Origin of the sequence: Actinomadura sp. KC345 (assembly GCF_004348515.1) — a bacterium.
GTDB lineage: Bacteria > Actinomycetota > Actinomycetes > Streptosporangiales > Streptosporangiaceae > Spirillospora.
In genome coordinates this window covers 1-1,658 of record NZ_SMKH01000556.1, presented here as the reverse complement: position 1 = coordinate 1,658, position 1,658 = coordinate 1, and the positions used below count along the sequence as shown (strand labels likewise).

Here is a 1,658-nt window from a genome sequence, read left to right as displayed (position 1 = left end):
GCGGAGGATGGTCGGGGTCCTGCTCGTGTGCGCCGCCGCCTCCCTGGTCGGCGTGGGCTTGCGGACCACGGCCGTCGGCAGCGGGCCGGTCCGGGATCTCGCCCGCGATGGGCGGTTCGCGGCGGCCGAAGCGGCCGTGACCGGCGATCCCCGGGCCGTACCGGGCAAGGGCCGACCGATGGTCATCCTCCGTGCGCGGGCGGAGGAGGTGCCGGGGGCCGAGGTCCGGGTGCCCGTGCTGCTGATCGCGAACGACCCGCGATGGCTCGGCCTCGTGCCCAGCCAGCGGGTGCGGCTCCACGGCAGGTTCGTGCAGCCCAAGGGCGCCGATCTCCTCGCCGCGGTCGTGATCGTCCGCGGACCGCCCACCGTCCTTGGGCCTCCGTCGGGGATCCAGCGCGCCGCGGAGCACGTGCGGGCGAAGCTGCGGGCCGCGGTGGCGCGGCTCCCTCCCGACCAGCGCGGCGTCCTGCCCGGCATGGTCGTCGGCGACACCTCCGGGCTCGATCCGGCGCTGGCCGAGGACTTCCGCGCCGCCGGGCTCACCCACCTGCTGGTCGTGTCCGGCGCGAACCTCGCCATCGTCATCGGAGCGGTCCTCGGCCTGTGCCGCCTCTTCGGCCTCGGCCGGCGGCGCGCCCCGCCGATCGCCGTACTCGCGGTGCTGGCGTTCGTCGTGGTCGCGCGTCCCGAGCCGAGCGTCCTGCGCGCGACGGTCATGGGCGTCATCGGTCTGCTGGCGCTGGTGACCGGACGGCAGCGCCAGGGGATCCCCGCCCTCGCCGCCGCCGTCCTCCTCCTGGTGCTGATCGACCCCGAACTCGCGCGCTCCTACGGGTTCACGCTGTCGGTCCTGGCGACCGCCGGCCTGCTCGTCCTGGCGCCGCGCTGGCGGGAGCGGCTCGCCCGCCGGCTGCCGGGCCCCCTCGCCGACGCCCTCGCCGTCGCGGCGGCCGCGCAGGTCGCCGTGTCCCCGGTCCTGGTGATGCTCTCCGGAGAGATAGGCGTCGTGGCCGTGTTCGCGAACCTGCTGGCCGCCCCCGCCGTCGCCCCCGCGACCCTCCTGGGCGCGCTCGGCGCCGTGACCGCGCCGCTCTCCCTGCCCCTCGCCCAGGTGATCGTGTGGCCCGCCGGCCTGGCGGTCGGCTGGATCATCCGCGTCGCCCGCACCGCCGCCGCGCTGCCCTACGCCACGATCCCGTGGACGCCCGGCGGCCTGGGCGCCGTGACGCTCCTCCTCGCGGCCGGGGCCGCCCTGCTGATCCTGCGCAGCCGCCGCCTGCGCCTGCTCGCGGCGGCCGCCATGGCCGGGGTCCTGATCGCCGTCATCGCCGTGCGGGCGACCGCCCCCGGCTGGCCGCCCCCCGGCTGGCAGATGGTCGCCTGCGACGTGGGCCAGGGCGACGCCCTCGTCCTGTCCGCCGCCCCCGGGCAGGCCGTCGTCGTCGACACCGGGCCAGACCCCGCCCTGGTGGACCGGTGCCTCCGCCGCCTGGACATCGGGGAGGTCCCCCTGCTCATACTGACCCACCCGCACGCCGACCACATCAACGGCACGTCCGGTGTCCGGAACGGCCGCGACGTCCAGGAGATCCTGACCACGCCCCGCACGTCCGGCCGGGAGGCCCGCCTCGCCCCCGGCCTTCCCTGTCTCTTAT

General features: G+C 77.0%; 1 protein-coding gene. It reads left to right on the top strand.

Annotation, left to right across the window (positions count from 1 at the left end; genetic code table 11):
• The coding region (locus tag E1281_RS39515) for a ComEC/Rec2 family competence protein (protein WP_207943793.1) at nucleotides 1–1,658 on the top strand (1,658 nt) is incomplete at both ends.